Source organism: Aeromonas sp. (assembly GCF_051657805.1).
In the GTDB taxonomy this organism is placed as follows: domain Bacteria; phylum Pseudomonadota; class Gammaproteobacteria; order Enterobacterales; family Aeromonadaceae; genus Aeromonas.
This window is the reverse complement of the sequence record NZ_JBOFLJ010000049.1, coordinates 1-16,219: the sequence shown is the minus strand read 5'-3', so window position 1 is coordinate 16,219 and position 16,219 is coordinate 1. Positions and strand designations below refer to the sequence as shown.

Genomic DNA, 16,219 nt, shown 5'->3' with positions numbered 1-16,219 from the left:
AAATCGCTGCCGCCTGGCGGTGGAAGGAGTCAATGGCATGCTAGGTTTCTGGGATCTGGTGCGCCTAGAGCTGCGCACCCTGCTGGCGGACAGGGCCATCATGCTGACCCTGTTTGGCGGCGTATTTTTCTACTCCTTTCTCTACCCCCAGCCCTACCTGCACCAGCTGCCGCGGGAAGAGCCCGTGGTGGTGGTCAACGACGATGGCAGTCAGCTCTCCCGCCAGCTGGAGTTCATGGCCGACGCCACGCCCCAGGTGAAACTGGTCGCCCGGGTCGCCAGCCTGGGCGAGGCGCGGGAGTGGATGCTGGCCGGCAAGGCGAGCGGCATCTTGCACATTCCCCGCCACTTCTATCGGGATCTGATGCTGGGCAGGAGCGTCACCCTGAGCTATGCGGGGGACGCCTCCTACTTCCTGGTCTACGGCACCATCGCCGAGGGGCTGGCCCAGGCGGGGGGCACCCTGGCCGCTCAGGTGAAGGTGGCGCGCCTGCTCAGCCACGGGGAGGCCTTGCCTCAGGCGGCCATGGGCTGGAATGCGGTGGGGCTCAACGTGCTGCCGGTGTTCAATCCCACCATGGGCTATGTGAACTACGTGGTGCCGGCGGTGTTCGTGCTGATCCTGCACCAGGTGTTGCTGATGGGGGGCGGCATCCTGGGAGCGACCCAGAACCAGCGCAGTCTGCGGGGTGAGCGCGGTTATTGGCAGCAGGCCCCCGTGCTGGCGCTGCTGCTGGCGCGCACCCTGGTGCTGGGGGGGCTGTTCGTGCTGCCCGTGACCTACTTCTTCGGCTTCTGCTTCGATCACTACGGCATTGCCCGCACCGCGGCGCCGGGGGCACTCTGGCTGTTCACCCTGCCGTTCCTGCTGGCCACCACCTGGCTCGGGGTGGTGCTGGGGGCCCTGTTTACCCGCCGCGACCTGCCAACTCAGGTGGTGCTGGTGTCATCTCTGCCGCTGGTGTTCCTCGCCGGCTTTATCTGGCCCCTTGAGCTCATCCCTATGCCTCTCAACTGGCTGGCTCAATGGGTGCCGAGCACCCCGGCCATCAAGGGTTTCCTGCGCCTGAACCAGATGGGGGCCGCGTTCAACCAGATCTCCCCCTACTGGTGGCAGCTGTGGGGGCTGGCGCTGTTCAACGGCTTGCTCGCCATCCTCCTGCTGGCATGGCGCCAACGACAGGGCAGGGCGCCCGATATGGAAACGGTCAGCGAAAGCTGACCGTTTTTTTGTGCAAGGCGAGGCTGGCTTAGCTGCGCTGCAGTCCTGGCTCGCCGATGGCGTAGATCTGGCCGAGGGCCTGCTCGCTGGTGAGCAGTTGCAAACCCTGCAGTGCCACGTCCTGGCGGCGCACCAGGCCGTGCACCTCCTGTCCCTGACTCAGCACCGCCTTGCCGGTCGCCTCCCCATCCTGCAGACCGGCCGGCCGCAATATGGTCCAACTCAGCCGACTTGTCTGCAGCCAGCTCTCCGCCAGACTCTTCAGTCGCACCTCGTGGCCGAAGGCCTCCCGTGCCCGCTCGGGCAGGTATTGCCAGCTGTCGCCACAGCCGAGGGAGGTGACCAGCAGCAGGCGTTTGAGGCCGGCCCGCTCCATCTCGTCGATCACCAGACGGTTGCCCTGATAATCCACCGGCTGGGTCTGGCGAAAGCTGCCTAGGGTGGAGACCACCCGGGCGTCACTGCCCGCCAGCAGGCAGGCCTCTGCTACCGCAGTCGGGTCCAGGGCATCCCCCTGGACGACCTCGGCCCCGAGTGCTTGCAGCTCGGCGGCCATGTCGGCATTGCGGACTAGGGCGACAACCCTGTAGCCCTGGCGCAGGGCCTTAACGGTGAAGGCGCGGCCCAGCCCGCGGCTGGCTCCGAAGATGAGAGTGGTCGGCATGAGAGAGTCCCCTTGAAGAAAAGGGTTAGCCTAGGGCCTGGATGACTCGATGTAAATGAGAGTTGTTTTTATCTGTGAAGGGAGAGCAGAAAAGCAAGGGGCCGACGTCGATGACATCGGCCCGCAAGGGTCAGCCGTTGTAGTGGCCTATGCTGGGGCGGCGGCTCGGGCCGCTCAGGTGGATGTCCACCGGGTTGAAGGCCTTGATCGCCTCGAAGCTGAAGTCGCCGATGGCCTGATGCAGGCTCTGGGGGCTGTGGTTGGTGATGATGATGACGCTCTTTGAGAGGTTGCGACGACGGCGCAGCAGGTGGCCGAGGAAGCTGGACTGGCTCTCCGCCATCTTGGCGCGATTGGCCGCCACCTCGTCGATGATCAACAGGTCCACCTCTTCCAGGGCGCGGCGGTACTGGTTGCGCTCCTCCTGATCCTGAATGACGTTGAAGAACAGCCGATCGACGATGGAGGCCCACTGCTGGAAGATCACCGATTTCTGGTGGCGCTCGATCAGCTCGTGGGCCACGGCTCCCGCCAGCGTCGACTTGCCGGTGCCGTAGTCACCGTAGATGAGCATGCAGCCGCCGCCGCTCTTCTCCCAATGCTCGAAGCCACTGATGAAGTAGCGGGCCGTTTCTATGGGGTATTGCAGCGCCGGATCCGTGGCATCCATCTTGTCGAACACCCAGTCAGGGTTGAGGTCGGCCTGGGCGATCAGCTTCTGGATCCGCTCCTGGCGTGCCGCCTTCTGCAGCTCGCGCACCTCCTCGTTCGCCTTGGCGTCGTACTCCTTGCGCAGGGTCTCGTAGTCGTACTGGCTGCCACCTGTCTGGGCCTGCAGGCGGCGGATGCGCTCCAGCAGGCCGCCCACATGCTTGCTCAGCTCGGGGTCGTGCACCCGCTGATCCTGTTTGGCTCTGGCTATCTTCTTGCGCCTGGCCTCGATCTCTTCCAGCTCCTGACGCAGGGGGTCTTGCGGGTCTGTCATGAATGGCTCCTTCTGCGAGGGAAATGGTAAAGGGTGGACAAGGGCATGGCCGACTGCGCGGCTAATAGTGCCTGTTGCCCGCGTTCGGGATCAATCATTATCCGGCTCCTGGGCCAGACGCTTGGCCGTCTCTATCATCTCCTGGGCCCGCCTGCTCGGACCGGACTCCACCGGCGCGAGGCTGACCTGCTGGTAGCCCTTGACCTCCATCGGCTGGCGGCGAGCGTAGCGGCGGCTCTTCAGGGTGCGGATAAATTTGAGCATCCACTGATGCTGGGAGTCGAACACCTCGGGACGGCCGAGCCAGTAGGCGATGAACTCTCCGAGGTCTTCCTCGCTGTAGCTGGCGTCGATCACGCCGCACAGCCGGGCGAGGGTGGGCAGCTCCTCATCCGGGCGCCACTGCAGGTGCATCTGGAACGGCCGCTCCGGCAGCGGGCTACGCACCCGCTGGCTCAGCAGGGGCAGCTGAAACGGGCACTGATGATAGTGATCGCTGTCGCCATGGGCCTCGACTTGCAGCAGTTCCGCTTCCATCAGCTCGTCCAGCAACTCGGTGAGCTGGCGGGCATTGACCTGATAGCAGAAGCCGCTGGGATCACCCGGGTCGACCACCGCCAGTGCGCGCCCGAGCTCGGGATAGTTGAGCCGGGTTTGCCGGTTTTCCAGTACCAGTCGGCGCAGCTGCAGGGTGTATAGGCTGCGGGCCGGATGGGATAGCCTGGGATGGGCGAGGGCGCTGTATTCGGCTGGGGTCATGGTCTGCTTCACAATCGGGAGTGGGGCCATTATCCCTCATGGTGGGGCTGCATACAATTCGTGGTGCCCTGCCCTGAGAAGCGGGAAGGGGCACCAAAAAATATTGATGAAATAGTCAGCCTATTTCAAACAGTTGTACCGGGTTGAGGCATTTTCGAGGGAACGTATTGCATCCTTGGGTGGCGATATAGACCCCACATGATCTAGGCTTAATACCCAACTAACACGCTGACTAATAAGAGCTTTGTCAAGATGTCAAAAGCCGGACTACGGATCTTGGTGGTGGAAGATGAAGCCGTTTTTCGCCACTCGCTGGTCACTTATCTCGAACATGACGGGGCCTGTGTCTTTCAGGCCGAAGATGGTATTGAAGGGCTCTCCGCCGCCGCGCTCTACCACCCCGATATAGTGCTCTGTGATCTCAACATGCCCAACATGGATGGACACGAAGTTATAGCCTGCCTTGCTGCCCGCTATCCCGAGGTGCCCGTCATCGTCATCTCGGGTCAGGACAAGATGGCCGCGATCGAGCGAGCGCTGCGGGCCGGAGCGCGGGACTTCTTCATCAAGCCGGTCGCCGACTATGGTCAGATCAGGCGCAGCATCGATCAGTGCCTGGCGGGGGCCGCGCACCAGAGCCAGCAGCTGGAACTGATGGAGCACATGGACTTCTTCCGTGCCCACGACAGAGCCTCCAGCCGTCTGCTGGCCTGGCTGACGCCCCCGGGTCTGCAGGAGTGGGGTCCCTGGCAGGTCACCTTCGCCGGCATGGGCAACCTCTTCATCCCGGATACCTTCAAGCTGGATGACAAGCTGCTGGTGCTGGTAATGGAGCTGCCCGTCCTCGGCATGGATGCGGCCTTCTGCAGCGCCCTGGTACGCTCTTTGATGAATGGGCCCTACCGCCAGTACCAGCAGCAGGAGAGCCGACTGCTGACCCAGCCCCATCGCCTGCTCGACTACCTCAACCTGCAGTTGCTGGAGTCGGGGCTGCGCCACTCGTTTTCCATGGCGGCCCTGCTGTTTGATCAGGAGGATGGCCTGGTGTTTGCCAATGCGGGTCTCACCTCGCCGCGCTGGTTGATGCGCTCGGGGGGCCTGCCCCTCGGCCTGATGCGCAGCAGCCGTTATAGCCTGCACAAGCGCAGCTGGCACGAGCCGTTCGAGCTGCAGTTTCGCAGCGACAGCGGCAGCGCGTTGAAGATGCAGGTGCGCCACCACTGAGGCGATTTCTGCTCGCCAATAAAAACGGGGCGCCCAGTGGGCGCCCCGTTCTCTTTCACCATCCAGGCCGGTTAGACGGCGGCGGATTGCAGCTTCTTGTCGCTGTCGTCGGAGGCTTTTGCCGGACCTTCGGCACCGTGCATCCAGTACACCAGTCGGTTGGCCATGGTCAGCAGGATCAGGGCGCTGATCACGGCGGCCAGGGCGATGCCACCGAAGATGGCCATGGCACCGGACTCGCCCACGAAGGAGCCGATGAAGCCGGCGGCGTAGTTGGCCAGGGCCACGAAGCCGAACCAGGCACCCATCATCAGGGAGGCCAGGCGCAGCGGAGCCAGCTTGGTCACCATGGAGAGACCGATGGGGGAGAGGCAGAGCTCGCCCAGGGTGTGGAACAGGTAGGCGCCGACCAGCCAGAACATGGAGGTCTTGACGGCCTGATCACCGCCTTGCTCAAGCACGGCACCGATCATGAACAGGAAGCCGATGGCCAGGAACAGCAGACCCATGGCGAATTTCACCGGGGAGTTCGGCTCCTTGCTGCCGAGCTTGATCCAGATGGCGGCCACGATCGGGGCCAGCGTGATGATGAAGAAGGGGTTCAGGGACTGGAACCAGGCGGTCGGCACTTCGAAGCTGCCGATCATGCGGTCGGTGTATTCCTGCGCGTACAGGTTCATCAGACCACCGGCCTGCTCGAAGCCGGCCCAGAAGATGATGGTGAACAGACCCAGCACCAGGATGACCTTGATGCGATCCACTTCCTGCTTGGTCAGCGGGGCCTTCTGCTCCTTGGAGCGCTGCTCGGCGGCGCGCTGGGCGGCCGGTACGCGGCCGATGTCACCCAGGAAACGTTGGGCCATGGTGGCCTGTACCACCAGGGAGAGCAGCATGCCGATACCGGCGCTGACGAAGGCGGCCTGCCAGCCGTAGGCGGTGGCGGCAGCGCCACAGATCACGCCTGCCAGCAGGGAGCCCAGATTGATGCCCATGTAGAAGATGGTGAAGGCACCGTCACGACGGTGATCCCCTTCCTGATAGAGGTCCCCCACCATGGTGGAGATGTTCGGCTTGAACAGACCGTTACCCAGGATCAGCAGGGCGAGACCCGCGTAGAAGACGCTGTTGACCATGTCCGGGAACATGGCGTGGGGCAGGGCCAGGGTGAATTGGCCGGCGGCCATCAGCACGGCACCAAACAGGATGGCGCGACGCTGACCGAGGAAGGTATCTGCCAACCAGCCACCGATGATCGGGGTGATGTAGACCAGGCCGGTGTAGATGCCGTACAGCTTGAGGGCATCGGCTTGTGTCCAGCCCATGCCGCCGTTGGCGGTCATGTCGGTCAGATAGAGGACGAGTACGGCACGCATGCCGTAATAGGAGAATCTCTCCCACAGTTCGGTACTAAAGAGCAAAAAAAGCCCTTTAGGGTGACCTAAAAAGGTCCCTTTGGACGGGTTATTCATTGGAACTTCCACCTGTGTCTTATATTTTTTTAGAAATTTTATGCAAGGGCTAGGAACAAGCCATCTTCCTTATAAAACATGCGGAATCGAATTACAACGAGCGTTTTTGACGTTACTTTATCTATCAATGGTTGATTCATTGTTTAAAAAATGAAAAAGGGCATCGAATGATGCCCAGTTTTTTATCCTGTTTATTGTGCGAATATTCAGCGATTACAGCTCTTTGGCAAATTGCTTCAGCCAGCTGGTGAATTCCTTGCCGAGCTCCTTGTGGCGGCTCGCATATTCCACATTGGCCTTCATGTAACCGAACTTGCTGCCGCAATCGTGGCTGCGCCCCTTCATGAAGTAGGCGTTGACCTGCTCCTTCTCCATCAGCATGGCGATGGCATCGGTCAGCTGGATCTCGTCCCCGGCGCCGGCCGGGGTCTTCTCCAGCAGGGGCCAGATGTTGGCGGACAGCACATAGCGGCCGACCACGGCGAGGTTGGAGGGGGCCTCATCGCGAGAAGGCTTCTCGACGATGGCCTGCATCGGCAGCGACATGCCGGCGGTCAGCGCCTCGCCCTTGATGTCGGCGATGCCGTACTTGTCCACGTCCTGCTCGGGCACGGCTTCCACCATGATCTGGCTGATCTGCTCGTCTTCGAACAGGTGTACCATCTCCGCCAGGTTGTCCTGTTTGAGATCGCTCGCCACCTCGTCGATCAGTACGTCCGGCAGCAGCACGGCGAAGGGTTGGTCCCCAATGAGAGGGCGGGCGCAGAGCACCGCATGGCCCAGGCCCTTCGCCTCACCCTGGCGTACGTGCATGATGGTCACGTCTTTCGGGCAGATGTGCTGCACCTCTTCCAGCAGTTGGCGCTTGACCCGCTTCTCCAGGGTCGCTTCCAGTTCGAAGCTCTTGTCGAAGTGGTTCTCGATGGAGTTCTTGCTGGAGTGGGTCACCAGGATGATCTCCTTGATGCCGGCGGCGATGGCCTCGCGCACCACATACTGGATCAGCGGCTTGTCGACCACGGGCAGCATCTCCTTCGGGATGGCCTTGGTGGCGGGCAGCATGCGGGTACCCAGGCCGGCGACGGGGAGAACGGCCTTGCGAACAACGAGGGGTGTCTTTTTCATGTAAGTGAGTCCGAAGATACGAAGTGGGCTCATGATACCCGAAGAAAAATAGGGCAGCCACAGGCTGCCCTCATCATGGTTATGGCATGAAACCCTTACTTGACGATAATCAGGTCCCGGTTTGCATCCAGAGTGGCTGGGCCTATGCCGCTCACCTCTTCCAGCTGCTCCACCGAGGTGAACTTGCCCTGCTTCTCGCGATAGTCGACGATGGCCTGGGCCTTCTTCTCGCCAATGCCCTTCAGGGCCGCGAGTTCATCGGCACTGGCGGTGTTGAGGTTGATCTTGCCGCTCTCCCTGGCCTGGCTGACGGCGGCCGCAGGCTTGGTGGCCGACTTGTCGGCGGCGAGCAGAGGTTGGCTAAAAAGCGGCAGTGCGCCCAGCAGCAGGCTGGCGATCAGGGTCTTTCTGTTCATGGTTTTACGTCCTTGTATAGTGCCATACGGCTATAGAAAGCTAGTCGAGCTGCGCCACTTTTCGTCTGTGAAAAGTGACAGGGTAATAACTCAGGTGAATCGGCTATAAGCCGGACGGCCCCTCCTCGGTTACACTGACTAACCCTTTGAGCAAGATGCCTTTTCCATGTCCCTACCCGCCATTTCCGATCTGGAGCCCATCGCCCGCGCCGCGGGTCGTGCCATCCTCGCCATCTACCACCAAGCCTTTGCGGTGGAGTACAAGCAGGACGAGAGCCCGCTCACTGCGGCCGACAAGGGGGCCCACGAGGTCATCATACGGGCCCTGGCCACCTTGACCCCGGATATCCCCGTGCTATCGGAAGAGTCGGATGCGGACGTCATGGAGGAGCGGCTCGGCTGGCCCCGCTACTGGCTGGTGGACCCCCTGGACGGTACCAAGGAGTTCGTCTCCCGCAACGGGGAGTTCACGGTGAATATCGCCCTCATCGAGGAGGACAAGCCGGTCTGGGGGCTGGTCTATGCTCCCGTGCTGGACAGGCTCTGGTACGGGGGCAAGGGGCTGGGAGCCTGGCGGACCGATGTGAGTGGGACGGCCCCCATCCAGACGCGTCCCCACGTAGAAGGACAAGCTTGGAAGGTGGTGGGCAGTCGCAATCACCTCTCCCAGGCCACCCTGGACTATCTGGCCCGCTTCGGCGACATGGAGAAGGGGGAGATCGAACTGGTCTCCATGGGCAGCTCGCTGAAGTTCTGCATCATCGCCGAGGGGGGCGCCGAGCTCTATCCGCGTCTGGCTCCTACCTGTGAATGGGATACGGCGGCGGCTCAGGCCGTACTGGAAGGGGCGGGGGGCAGCGTGACCCAGCTGGACAGCTCGCCCCTTGCCTACAACAAGCCGGATATCCTCAATCCCTGGTTTGTGGCGCGGGCCTGACAAGGCATCACCGCGCCCCCGCAGTATCGAGATGAGAGTGTTGATATGAAAGCGTCGGTACGAAACGGTGCATAAACGAGAAGGCCGGACATTGTCCGGCCTTCTGCATTCTGGGAGTTTTCCCTGTCTACGACTGGTTCAGAACACCTTCTTGAAGGGTTTGATGGTGACGTGAGCGTAGACGCCCGCCGCCACATAAGGGTCGGCATCGGCCCAGGCCTTGGCCTCTGCCTGGCTGCCGAACTCGGCGATGACGGTGCTGCCGGTGAAGCCCGCATCGGCGGGATCCTCGGCGTCGATGGCCGGGTTGGGACCGGCGGTCAGCAGCCGTCCCTCATCCTGCAGCGCCTGCAGACGGGCGAGGTGGGCGGGGCGAGCCAGCTTGCGCTGGGGCAGGCTGTTCGCGACGTCTTCGGAGTAGATCAGATACCACATGGAACAATCCCTTTCTGGTTGCGGTTATTTGTCCTGTTCGGCCTTCTGCTCCGCCGGCAGGTGGCGATAGAGGTAGACGCCGCTCAGCAGAGTGAAGATCAGGGTCAGGCCGAGCAGGCCGAACACCTTGAAGTTGACCCACACCTCTTGGGACAGGTTGAAGGCCACGTAGAGGTTCAGCAGGCCGCAGAGGGCGAAGAAGCCGACCCAGCCGAGGTTGACGTGATCCCAGATGCGATCCGGCGCCTGCAGCTCCTTGGCCAGCATCTGCTTGATGAGGTTCTTGCCAAAGCCGTAGCGGCTGATGAGCAGGGCGAGGGCGAACAGCACGTTGATCACGGTCACCTTCCACTTGATGAAGGTGTCGTCGTGGAAGAAGACGGTGAGGCCGCCAAAGAAGCCGACCAGCAGGAAGGTGAACAGCTGCATCTTCTCCACCTTGCGATAGCGGATCCAGCTGTAGGCGAGCTGCAGGCCGGTCACCACCACCAGGGCGCCGGTGGCCATATAGATGTCGTAAAACTTGTAGACCGCGAAGAAGACGATCAGGGGAATGAATTCAATAAACTGCTTCATGCTGGGTCCGTTAACCTCAAAATTTCACTCAGTGTACCTGCCCGCCAGACAACGGCAAATGAATAAGACCGCTCGTCTCATCACCAGTTCCGCCTTGCCGGCTTCTTGTTGTGCGTTCCGGCTGGTGGCATGTCGGCATCACTCTTGCGGGGAGTTCGTCCCAAAAAGCTCGTGGGCTATGCCCTTGCCGAGCCGTTCCTGATCCGCGAGCAGATCACGGATGTGGTGCTCCTCGATCAGCGGGTTGAGCAGCACGGCCCGCAGCAGGGTGAGGGGTTGCTCGCCATAGCGCCCCACCGCCCGCTGGGTACGGGAGACGAAGCTGTGGCCCTCGGCCCGCTGTGCCTTCTGCAGCGCCACGTTGAAATCATTGATCTGTCTGTTGGCCGCTTCATCTAGCGCCTTGTTCTGCAGATGGGGTGGAATGCAGCGATAAGAGAGCAGATTCATCACAGGGGCCGACATCAGCTCGAAGGCGGGATTTTCTTCGATGAGGCTGGCCATCAGCCGCGCCCTGCCGTAATTCGCCTCGATCAGCTCGGCATAGCCCTGCTGGCCCAGCAGCTGGAAGGCGGCGTCCAGATAGAGTGCATTGGCGGGGCGGGTCCCCTCCAGGGTGAAACGTCCCTGATCGAAGGAGGTCGCCCGAATGGCATAGGGAGCCTCCCGCTTCACCGCCATCATCAGATCCGGCTGGCGGCAGAGCAGCATGCCGGTACCCAGCGGTACCAGCAACTGCTTGTGGCCATCCAGGGTGACTGTATCGGCCAGCTCGATCCCGGCCAGCAAATCCTGATAGCGGGGGGAATAGAGGGTAGGCCCCCCCCAGGCGGCATCCACGTGGAAGTGAACTCGCTCCCGTCTGGCGATGGCGGCGAGCTCGGGCAGGGGGTCGATGGAGCCAAAATCCGTGCTGCCGGCGACGCCGACCAGGGCCAGCACCTTGAGTCTCTGTTCCTTGCAGCGGGCCAGTGCGGCCTCCAGCGCCGGTATGCTGAGCCGGTTGTCGGCGTCGGTATCGAGCCGCCACACGCTGGTTGCGCCCAGCCCCAGCAGATCCATGCCCTTATCGAAGGAGTAGTGCATCAGCCGCGACCCCAGGATCACGGCGCCGCGATAGCCCTGCTCGAAGAGGGCGAACAGGTTGTCGCCGCAGGCCTGGTTGCGGGCCAGCCAGAGGGCGGTGACGTTGGCTATGGTGCCGCCGCTGGTCATGACGCCGAGCGCCGCATCCTTGGCGTGCATCTGGTTGGCATAGAACTCGTCGCTCTGGCGGTAAATCAGGCGATGCAGCTTGGCCAGCACCTCCCGCTCTAGGAAGCTGAGCAGGCGGGAGGACTCCATCTTCATCGGGTTCTGGTTCAGCATTACCAGTAGGCGGGAGAGCTCGGCGGTGAAGGTCGGCAGCGGCGCCGTCATGTGCCCCATGTAGCGGGGAGAGGTGAGGTGAGAGGCGCCGGGCACCAGGGTCGCCAGCCGCGCCAGATAGTCCTGGATATTCATGCCGGCGGTGGGCATGCGGGACTGGTCGAGCCGGTGGGTGAACTCGCCTCGCTGGTAGGGGGCCTGACTGTCGTCCGAACGATGGAAGGTCTCCAGCAGGGCCGTCATGGCCTGGCCGAAGGCCGGATCCGGTTGGGTAAAGAGTTCAGTCAGTTTCATCGGGTCCTCCAGACCTGCATGGGGGCAGACGGCGTCAGCCTGGCCCTTGCCCGGGGCGCCGGCCGCAGAGCATACACCAAAGGGGCGGGGGGAACAGCCATCTCCTGCGCATCGTCCCCTCGCCGGTGACGGCATTTTATTTTGAGCTAACACTTGTAGCCTGAAATCCGGATCGCTAGAGTGAGTCGAGTTTTGGTTGGAGGCAGTGATGAGCGAGATGAACGGTTATTCCCCGCGGGAGGAGTGGGCCAATCGCCTCAGCCACGGGTTGGGGTTGCTGCTCGGGATCCTGGGGCTGGCCCTGCTGCTGCACAAGGGCTGGTATGAAGGGCCCCAGGTGCTGGCGAGCTATGGACTCTACGGCACCAGCCTGGTGCTGCTCTATCTCGCCTCGACCCTCTACCATAGCGTGGAGTCGGCGGCGGCGCGGCGCTGGTGCAAGTTGTTTGATCACTGCGCCATCTACCTGCTGATCGCGGGGACCTATACCCCCTTCTTGCTGGTGGCCCTCGACACGCCCCTGGCCCAGGGGCTGATGGTGGTGATCTGGGCCCTGGCGCTGGCCGGGGTGGGGTTCAAGCTGGTCTTCATCAACAGATTCAAGCGATTGTCCCTGTTCACCTATCTGCTGCTTGGCTGGTTGTCGCTGCTGGTAGTCTACCAGCTCTACCTCCATCTGGCGGGGGAGGGGCTGCTGCTGCTCGGGATAGGGGGCCTCATCTACAGCCTGGGGGTGATCTTCTATGTGGCGAAGCGGATCCCCTATAACCATGCCATCTGGCACCTGTTCGTGCTGGGGGGGAGTGCCTGCCATTTCGCGGCCATCTACGGCTATGTTGACTAACCCTTAGTTGGTATCTAAGTGCCAATGAAAGCCTGAATTCGTGCGGCATCCCACAGTTGCCTACTGCGTTTGCTGACAAGCTAACGACAGTTTGACTTGGAAAGGATGCACGCAATGAGTGAGATCGCGCTTTCCATCAGCATATTGTCGCTGGTGGCGGTGCTGGGGCTCTGGCTGGGAAACTGGCGGGTCTATGGCGTTGGCTTGGGGATCGGAGGGGTGCTGTTTGGCGGCATCATAGTGGGCCACTTCGCCGGCCTCTCCGGCTTGCAGTTGAATGAGCAAACCCTTCATTTTATTCAGGAGTTCGGCCTGATCCTGTTCGTCTACACCATAGGCATCCAGGTCGGCCCCGGCTTCTTCTCCTCCCTGCGTAGTTCCGGACTCAAGCTCAACGGCTTTGCCGCCCTGCTGGTGCTGCTCGGCGGCCTGGTAGCGGTCGGTCTGCATCAGATCTTCGATGTCCCGCTGCCGGCGATCCTCGGGGTCTTCTCCGGCGCCGTGACCAATACCCCCTCCCTCGGGGCGGGTCAGCAGATCCTGGCCGAGCTGGGGGCGGACCCCGGCATGACGGGGCTGATGGGGATGGGCTACGCGGTGGCCTATCCGTTTGGGATCTGCGGGATCCTGCTCACCATGTGGCTCATTCGCGTGTTCTTTCGCATCAAGATCGAGGACGAAGCGGCCGCGTTCGAGCAACAGACGAGCAAGGGCAAGGAGAGCCTGCAGACCATCAACATCGCCGTGCGCAATCCCAACATGCACGGCCTGATGCTGCGGGATATCCCGAGCCTGGATGAGGCGGACGTCATCTGCTCCCGCCTCAAGCGCGGTGATGCGCTGATGGTGCCTCGGCCGGAGTCTCGCATCGAGCTCGGCGATCTGCTGCACCTGGTCGGTGAACAACACGCCCTGCATAAGGTGCTGCTGGTGCTGGGGGAGGAGGTGGATACCTCCCTCTCCACCCGGGGCACGGATCTGCGGGTGGAGCGGGTGGTGGTCACCAACGAGCAGGTGCTCGGCAAGCGGATCCGCGATCTCGACATCAAGCAGAAATACGACGTGGTCATCTCCCGCCTCAACCGGGCGGGCATCGAGCTGGTGCCGACCAGCCAGACCAGCCTGCAGTTTGGTGACATCCTCAACCTGGTGGGACGACTCGAGGCCATTGAGGCGGTGACCAGCGTGGTGGGCAACGTCCAGCAAAAGTTGCAGCAGGTGCAGATGCTGCCGGTCTTCATCGGGGTCGGTCTGGGTGTCCTGCTCGGTTCCATCCCCTTCTACCTGCCGGGTTTCCCCGCGGCCCTCAAGCTCGGGCTGGCGGGCGGGCCTCTGGTGGTGGCGCTCATCCTGTCGCGCATCGGCAGCATCGGCAAGCTCTACTGGTTCATGCCGCCAAGCGCGAACCTGGCCCTGCGGGAGCTCGGCATAGTGCTGTTCCTGGCAGTGGTGGGGTTCAAATCGGGCGCCGGCTTCATCGATACCCTGATCAATGGGGACGGTCCTGCCTGGATGATGTATGGCGTGGCGATCACCCTGATCCCGCTGCTGGTGGTCGGGGTGTTGGCACGCCACTACGGCAAGCTCAACTATCTCACTCTGTGCGGCCTGCTGGCGGGCTCCATGACGGATCCCCCCGCCCTGGCGTTTGCCAACGGCATGCACCCCACGAGCGGGGCCAGCGCCCTCTCCTATGCGACCGTCTACCCGCTGGTGATGTTCCTTCGGATCATCTCGCCCCAGCTGCTGGCCATCCTGCTCTGGGCCGGAGCCTGAGTCCCCTGGACAGGAGTCCACCCATGGCCTCCTGTCTGTATTTTGCATATCAAATGCTATTGATTTAGTTAGTATTATCCTTCATTCATACCGTTCTGCCCCGTCGTTCAATTCAGCCCCGAATTAGTCTCTTCGTTCGAATTTTCTCACTGGTTTCTGGACCCGTGTACGGGCAGAGTAGAGTCTGGAAAACTATGCCCATAGATATTCAGGAGAGACCGATGAGCAGCCACAATATCGTTTTGGATCAGGATGTCGTCATTACCCAGTTGAAAGGCAAAGTCTATCTGGTTGCAGCCGATGGAAGCCAAATCCCGCTGGCCGAAGGCGATGTCTTGCCCAAGGACGCTGTTGTGCTTGCTCCGGACGGTGCCAGCTTCCAGGGGGGGGAGACCACCTTCACCCTGAGCCCGACCAAGGAACCAGAGCCGGTGGCCGAAGATATCCTGTTGGCGCAGAACAATGCCCCGCAGACGCCAGACGATATCGCCGCCCTGCAACAAGCCATCCTGGAAGGGGCTGACCCGACCAAGACCTTTGAAGCCTCTGCCGCGGGCGGTGCGCCTGCCGCCGGCAACGTGGGCGGCGTCGCCGGTGCCAGTGGCAACGGCGGCTTCGTCTCCATCGACAGAACCGGGGATGCCACCATAGCCGCCGCCGGCTTCGATACGGCCAACCCGGACGAGCCAGGTACCGTTGTCGAGGCTCGGGATGGCGAGGACGAGAGTGTCGATCTGACGGCTCCCGTCATTACCGTCTCGGCACCTGACAACACCAATGACAATACCCCGACCCTGACCGGGACCACAGATGCACTGCCGGGCAGCACAGTGACCCTGCTGGTGACCGATGCCAACGGCAACCAACAGACCCTGATCACCACGGTCAATCCGGATGGCAGCTTCAGTGTGGATGTCACCACCCCATTGGCCGACGGCCCCTATGACGTGACGGCCTCAGTGACTGATCCCTCCGGTAATACCGGTACCGCCACCGACAACGGCAGCGTGGACAGCACGGCGCCGTCGGCGCCTCTGGTCGAGATCCAGGATGGGGCAGACAACGTCATCTCCGCCAACGAGCGGGCGAATGGCGTGGATGTCATTATTCGTCTGCCGGCCGATGCCAAAGTCGGGGATCGTCTAGATGTGGACTGGAATGGCGATGGTGTGCCCGATAGTTCGTCCGTACTGACGGCGGATGACATCAACAAGGCGCAGGTCAATCTCACCATTCCGACAACGGATCTGCCGACCAATGGCCCCGTCACCGTCGATGCGACCCTGACTGATCCGGCAGGCAATACATCCCCCAAAGGCACAGACAACAGCGTCGTCAACGCGCCGCCTTTGGCCGGGAATGACCAGTTCACCATGGCGGAAGATGGCACCGTCACGCTCAACGTGCTCGGCAACGACGGGGATGTGGATGGGGATAGGCTGACTATCACGGCCATCAATGGCCAGGCCATCGCGGAAGGTGGTTCCGTTGCCATCAACAATGGCACCGTCACCCTGACCAACGGCCAGCTTGTCTTCACGCCGGCTCCTGATTTCAATGGCAATGTCGCCTTCGAATACAGCATCAGCGATGGCTTGCATATCGCCACCGCAGGTGTCACGGGGGTCGTCACCGGCGTGAATGACGCGGCTGTCATCGCCGGGACCGATACGGGCGGCGTGACTGAAGACGAGAGCTCCCCGACCCTGACCGAGACCGGCACCCTGACCGTGACCGACGTGGACGGGGTGGATGAAGCCAAGTTTGTGGCCGGCAACGGCACCCCGAGTGCCGGTGCGCTGGGCTCCCTGACCATCACCGAAGGCGGTGAGTGGACCTATAACGTGGCGAACGGCGACGTGCAGTACCTGGGCCAGGGTGAGACCAAGGTCGAGACCTTCGTGGTCAAGAGCCTGGATGGCACCGAGCACACCGTCACCATCACCATCACCGGTACCAACGATGCCCCTGTGCTGCAGGCCGATGTGGGCGCCGTCAACGAAGACGCCATCCTGACCGTCAACGCGGCGAGCGGCGTGCTGGCCAACGACAGCGATGTCGATGGCAATGCCCTGAAGGTGACCGGGATCCTGAACGGCACCACGGGGACGGCGACCGCGGTCAA

The 16,219-nt window shown here is 62.1% G+C and carries 15 protein-coding genes; 6 read left to right on the top strand and 9 right to left on the bottom strand.

What is annotated here, in order from left to right; all coding sequences use genetic code 11:
- Window positions 1–37: 37 nt before the first annotated feature.
- Entirely contained in the window at window positions 38–1,222 is a 1,185-nt protein-coding gene (locus ACRCYW_RS15650; RefSeq protein WP_438550977.1) for an ABC transporter permease, read from the top strand.
- A 28-nt stretch (window positions 1,223–1,250) separates the two neighbouring features.
- On the opposite strand, the gene ACRCYW_RS15645 is transcribed toward ACRCYW_RS15650, so the two are convergent.
- From ACRCYW_RS15645 to ACRCYW_RS15635, 3 genes are all read right to left on the bottom strand, one after another.
- On the bottom strand, window positions 1,251–1,886 hold the full coding sequence (locus tag ACRCYW_RS15645; protein ID WP_438550976.1) for an SDR family oxidoreductase: 636 nt from the start codon (window positions 1,884–1,886) through the stop codon (window positions 1,251–1,253).
- A 130-nt stretch (window positions 1,887–2,016) separates the two neighbouring features.
- Window positions 2,017–2,871, bottom strand: a complete 855-nt coding sequence (locus tag ACRCYW_RS15640) for a DnaA ATPase domain-containing protein (protein ID WP_438550975.1) — start codon at window positions 2,869–2,871, stop codon at window positions 2,017–2,019.
- A gap of 90 nt (window positions 2,872–2,961) precedes the next feature.
- Window positions 2,962–3,630: a DnaT-like ssDNA-binding domain-containing protein gene (locus ACRCYW_RS15635; RefSeq protein WP_438550994.1), complete on the bottom strand. Its 669-nt coding sequence runs from the start codon at window positions 3,628–3,630 to the stop codon at window positions 2,962–2,964.
- Window positions 3,631–3,882: 252 nt separating this feature from the next.
- On the opposite strand from ACRCYW_RS15635, the gene ACRCYW_RS15630 reads away from it, so the two are divergent.
- The gene (locus ACRCYW_RS15630) at window positions 3,883–4,854 is read left to right on the top strand and encodes a response regulator (RefSeq protein ID WP_438550974.1); all 972 of its coding nucleotides are present in this window, start codon (window positions 3,883–3,885) and stop codon (window positions 4,852–4,854) included.
- A 71-nt stretch (window positions 4,855–4,925) separates the two neighbouring features.
- Here the strand turns inward: ACRCYW_RS15630 and ACRCYW_RS15625 are convergent, their stop codons facing one another.
- From ACRCYW_RS15625 to ACRCYW_RS15615, 3 genes are all read right to left on the bottom strand, one after another.
- The gene (locus ACRCYW_RS15625; protein ID WP_438550973.1) at window positions 4,926–6,323 is read right to left on the bottom strand and encodes a peptide MFS transporter; all 1,398 of its coding nucleotides are present in this window, start codon (window positions 6,321–6,323) and stop codon (window positions 4,926–4,928) included.
- A 213-nt stretch (window positions 6,324–6,536) separates the two neighbouring features.
- Window positions 6,537–7,448, bottom strand: a complete 912-nt coding sequence (galU, locus tag ACRCYW_RS15620; RefSeq protein ID WP_438550972.1) for a UTP--glucose-1-phosphate uridylyltransferase GalU — start codon at window positions 7,446–7,448, stop codon at window positions 6,537–6,539.
- A gap of 95 nt (window positions 7,449–7,543) precedes the next feature.
- On the bottom strand, window positions 7,544–7,864 hold the full coding sequence (locus ACRCYW_RS15615; protein WP_438550971.1) for a ComEA family DNA-binding protein: 321 nt from the start codon (window positions 7,862–7,864) through the stop codon (window positions 7,544–7,546).
- Window positions 7,865–8,030: 166 nt separating this feature from the next.
- On the opposite strand from ACRCYW_RS15615, the gene cysQ reads away from it, so the two are divergent.
- A complete protein-coding gene (cysQ, locus tag ACRCYW_RS15610) occupies window positions 8,031–8,801 on the top strand; it encodes a 3'(2'),5'-bisphosphate nucleotidase CysQ (protein ID WP_438550970.1) in 771 nt (256 codons plus the stop codon).
- A 138-nt stretch (window positions 8,802–8,939) separates the two neighbouring features.
- Here the strand turns inward: cysQ and ACRCYW_RS15605 are convergent, their stop codons facing one another.
- From ACRCYW_RS15605 to ACRCYW_RS15595, 3 genes are all read right to left on the bottom strand, one after another.
- Window positions 8,940–9,236, bottom strand: coding sequence for a YciI family protein (locus tag ACRCYW_RS15605; RefSeq protein WP_438550969.1), 297 nt, complete (start codon window positions 9,234–9,236; stop codon window positions 8,940–8,942).
- Window positions 9,237–9,260: 24 nt separating this feature from the next.
- Window positions 9,261–9,812: a septation protein A gene (locus tag ACRCYW_RS15600; protein ID WP_438550968.1), complete on the bottom strand. Its 552-nt coding sequence runs from the start codon at window positions 9,810–9,812 to the stop codon at window positions 9,261–9,263.
- A 138-nt stretch (window positions 9,813–9,950) separates the two neighbouring features.
- The gene (locus tag ACRCYW_RS15595) at window positions 9,951–11,474 is read right to left on the bottom strand and encodes an aminotransferase class V-fold PLP-dependent enzyme (RefSeq protein ID WP_438550967.1); all 1,524 of its coding nucleotides are present in this window, start codon (window positions 11,472–11,474) and stop codon (window positions 9,951–9,953) included.
- A gap of 208 nt (window positions 11,475–11,682) precedes the next feature.
- On the opposite strand from ACRCYW_RS15595, the gene trhA reads away from it, so the two are divergent.
- The 3 genes from trhA to ACRCYW_RS15580 all read left to right on the top strand — a co-directional run.
- Window positions 11,683–12,318, top strand: coding sequence for a PAQR family membrane homeostasis protein TrhA (gene trhA / locus ACRCYW_RS15590; RefSeq protein WP_438550966.1), 636 nt, complete (start codon window positions 11,683–11,685; stop codon window positions 12,316–12,318).
- A gap of 114 nt (window positions 12,319–12,432) precedes the next feature.
- Window positions 12,433–14,094: a putative transporter gene (locus tag ACRCYW_RS15585; protein WP_438550965.1), complete on the top strand. Its 1,662-nt coding sequence runs from the start codon at window positions 12,433–12,435 to the stop codon at window positions 14,092–14,094.
- Between the two features lie 221 nt (window positions 14,095–14,315).
- Window positions 14,316–16,219, top strand: a 1,904-nt coding sequence (locus ACRCYW_RS15580; RefSeq protein WP_438550964.1) for a retention module-containing protein, incomplete at its 3' end; no start/stop codon positions are given.